General features: G+C 76.5%; 3 protein-coding genes. All 3 read right to left on the reverse strand.

From position 1 onward, the window contains the following. Positions 1-79: 79 nt before the first annotated feature. Complete coding sequence (locus tag L1885_RS25650; protein ID WP_235799549.1) at positions 80-808, reverse strand: enoyl-CoA hydratase family protein; 729 nt, start codon at positions 806-808, stop codon at positions 80-82. Between the two features lie 490 nt (positions 809-1298). Further along, positions 1299-2456, reverse strand: coding sequence for an acyl-CoA dehydrogenase family protein (locus L1885_RS25655; RefSeq protein WP_235799547.1), 1158 nt, complete (start codon positions 2454-2456; stop codon positions 1299-1301). Positions 2457-2640: 184 nt separating this feature from the next. Next, a partial coding sequence (locus tag L1885_RS25660; RefSeq protein WP_235799548.1) for an acyl-CoA carboxylase biotin carboxyl carrier protein subunit occupies positions 2641-3524 on the reverse strand: 884 nt, incomplete at its 5' end.

Here is a 3524-nt window from a genome sequence, read left to right on the forward strand (position 1 = left end):
GCCGCCGGGACGCCCGGTGCGGCGGATGCCGGCGCCGTCGCGGCGGGTGCGGGCCCGGGGCCGTGCCCCCCGCGCGCCGCTACCTCACCCACGCCGGGTCCCGCCGTTCCATGAACGCCGCGATGCCCTCCCGGGCCTCCGGCGTGGTGAAGTACGACGCGGAGCGCTGCACCAGATCCTCCGCGTGCCGGTCGAAGGTCTCCAGCACGTCCACCGTCAGGAGCTTCTTCGCCTCCGCGAGCCCCCGCGGCGACGCCCTGCGCAGCCCGTCGAGCAGCCCCGCGAGCACCCCGTCCAGGTCGTCGGCGGCCGTCGTGAGGAGGCCGGCGTCCTCGGCCGCCGCCGCGTCGAACAGCTCGCCCGTCAGGTAGTAGCGGGCCGCCGCGCGCGGCCGGAAGCGCGGCAGCAGCGGCATGGAGATCACCGCCGGTGCCACGCCGATCCGCACCTCGGTGAACGCGAAGTCCGAGGCGCGGTCGGCCACCGCCATGTCGCAGGCCCCGACGAGCCCGAGCCCGCCCGCCCGCACATGGCCGCTGACCCGCGCCACCACGGGCTTGGGCAGTTCCACGATCTGGCGCAGCAGCGCGACGAACGTGTACGGGTTGGCCGGCGACTTCAGGTCCGCGCCCGCGCTGAACGTCGAGCCGCTGTGCGTGAGGACGACCGCCCGTACGGCCGGGTCCGCGGCGCAGCGCGCGAGCGCGTCCGCCAACTCGGCGACGAGGCGCGCCGAGAGGGCGTTGCGGTTCGCGGGCGAGTCGAGGGTCAGCGTCGTGATCCCCCGTTCGTGCGCGGAACGCACCACCGGGGAACCCGCCTCCGGCTCCCCGGACCCGGCGCCCGTGCCCCGCGCTGCCGAATGTCCGCTCACGCGTCAACTTCCCCTCGTGTCGTTCGTGGTCCCGGGGCCCCAGGCGCCCGGCGGGCCGGACGGCCCGGTGGAAACGGACAATGTACGCCCTCCCCCGCGTGGACCCCGAGGGGTTGCGGCCCCCGGGAGGGCGCGCCGCGCCGGGCGACGCGGCGTGCCGCCGCAGCCGTCGGAGCTTTCCCCGCCGCACGGCTCCCCCGGCGGGCCGACGGTGCGCGGAGCCGCACGGGGACGGCGCCAGGGTCGGTGCCGGAGCCCGCGGCCGGTGCGGTGGTGAGGCCGGTGGCAGGGGTGCCGCACGGGTCGGTGCGCGGCACCTGGGGTGCGGCGCCGGGCCGGACGGCGCCCGGTCGCAGCGGTCGGAGCTTTCCCCACCGGGGAGATGAGCCGCCGCGCCCCGGCTTTTCCGCCGCCGGTCCCCGGCTCAGTACGACTTAGGCAGCCCGAGGGACTGGTGCGACACGTAGTTGAGGATCATCTCCCGGCTGACCGGGGCGATCCGGGCCACCCGGGACGCCGTGATCAGCCGGCCAAGTCCGTACTCCCGGGTCAGGCCGTTGCCGCCGAGCGTCTGGACGGCCTGGTCGACCGTCCTCACGCATGCCTCGCCCGCCGCGTACTTCGCCATGTTCGCTGCCTCGCCCGCGGCCGCGTCCTCGCCCGCGTCGTACAGCCGGGCCGCCTTCTGCATCATGAGGCGGGCCAGTTCCAGCTCGATGTGCGCCTGCGCGAGGGGATGCGCGACGGCCTGGTGCGCCCCGATGGGGGTGTCCCACACGGCGCGTTGCCCGGCGTAGGCCACGGCCTTGCCGAGCGCGTGGCGCCCCATGCCGATCGCGAACGCGGCCGTCATGATCCGCTCGGGATTGAGGCCCGCGAACAACTGCTGGAGGCCCGCGTCCTCGTCGCCGACGAGCGCGTCCGCGGGCAGCCGCACGTCGTCGAGCGTCAGCTCGAACTGCTTCTCCACCGCGTGCAGTTCCATGTCGATGAGCGAGCGCCCGAATCCGCGGGCGTCGCGCGGGACGACGAAGAGGCACGGCTTCAGGCGCCCCGTGCGGGCGTCCTCGGTGCGGCCGACGATCAGGGTCGCGTCGGCGATGTCGACGCCGGACACGAAGACCTTGCGGCCGTTGAGCGTCCAGCCGCCGTCCGCGCCCCTGCGGGCGGTCGTGGTGATGCGGTGCGCGTTGGAGCCCGCGTCGGGCTCGGTGATGCCGAACGCCATGCTCGCCGTGCCGTCCGCGAGCCCCGGCAGCCAGCGCCGCTTCTGCTCCTCGGTGCCGAAGCGGGCGATGACGGTCCCGCAGATGGCGGGCGAGACGACGAGCAGCAGCAGCGGGCACCCCGCCGCGCCCAGCTCCTCCAGCACGATGGACAGTTCGGCGATGCCGCGCCCCCCGCCGCCGTACTCCTCGGGGAGGTTGACCCCGAGGTAGCCGAGCCTGCCCGCCTCCGCCCACAGCGCGGCCCTCTCGTGCTCGGCGCCGTGCCGGGCCCCGAGACGGGCGACGGCCGCCCGCAGGTCGCGCTGCTCCTCGCTCTCGATGACGGTGCTCGCCGTTGCCTTCCCGACGGTCATGGCCTCTCCTCGGCTCTGCCGCGCTGGTCGTCGCGGTGCGTCGTGCGGTGCGTCGTGCGTGCGTCGTGCGTATGCGGTTCGTCCCGTGTGATCGTGGTGCGGCGTGCGGTCCGTGCCGTTCCGCCGTGTGCGGTGCGGCGGGTGCGGTGCGCCGGGCGCCTCGGGCGTACGAGGCCCGGGGCAGTCAGTCGTGCGGGCCGCCGGGTGCGGGGGCCGGTGCGGTGTCCGGCTCCGGCCCGCCGGGCCCGCCTCTGCTCCCCCCGCTCCCGACGACCGCCCGGGCCGCCTCGGCCGCCCCTTCGAGCGGCGAGAGGACCGCGAGGACCGCGCCCGTCTCGACCTGCTGTCCAGGCACCGCGCGCAGCAGGGCCAGCCGGCCGGCGGCAGGCGCGGTGACGCGGTGCTCCATCTTCATGGCCTCCAGCCACAGCAGCGGGTCGCCTGCCGCCACGACTGCACCCTCGGCGATCCCCTCGGCGACGCGGACGACCGTGCCCGGCATGGGGGCCAGGAGCGAGCCCGGTTCCGCGCGGTCGCGGGGATCGGCGAAGCGCGGCAGCGCACGCAGGCGGTACGAGCCGAGACCCGCGCAGTCCACGTACACGATCCGCTCGCCGTCGTCCTCCCGCGTACCGGCCGTGTCCGGACCCGGGCCGCCCGGGCCGCCCGCCTCCCTGCCGCCACGAGGATGGGCGCGGGCGTCGGCGGGATAGGTCGACACGTCGAAGTGCCGTACGACGCCGTCGAGTTCGAAAGTCACGTGGCCGGGCGTCACGGCGAGCACCTGCCCGCCCCCGCGGCCCGGACCGCCGTCCACGTCGCCGTCGGCACCGCCGCCCGGCCCCGGTCCCGCGTCGCCTGCGTCCTCCCGCGCGGCCGCGTACCCGACGGCGCTCGCGACGGCGCCCTCGACCGCCCATCCGTCCCGCAGCGTGCGGTAGCGCACCTCCACGTGCCGTGCGGCGCCGCTCCCGTCCCGCACCTCGTAGGACTTGACCGCCGGGCCCGAGGGCAGGTTGCGCCAGCCGCCGAGGCGGCCCGGCACGCCGGCGCCCGGTGGCGGCGACG

Origin of the sequence: Streptomyces fuscigenes, assembly GCF_021556455.1 — a bacterium.
In the GTDB taxonomy this organism is placed as follows: Bacteria; Actinomycetota; Actinomycetes; order Streptomycetales; family Streptomycetaceae; genus Streptomyces; species Streptomyces fuscigenes.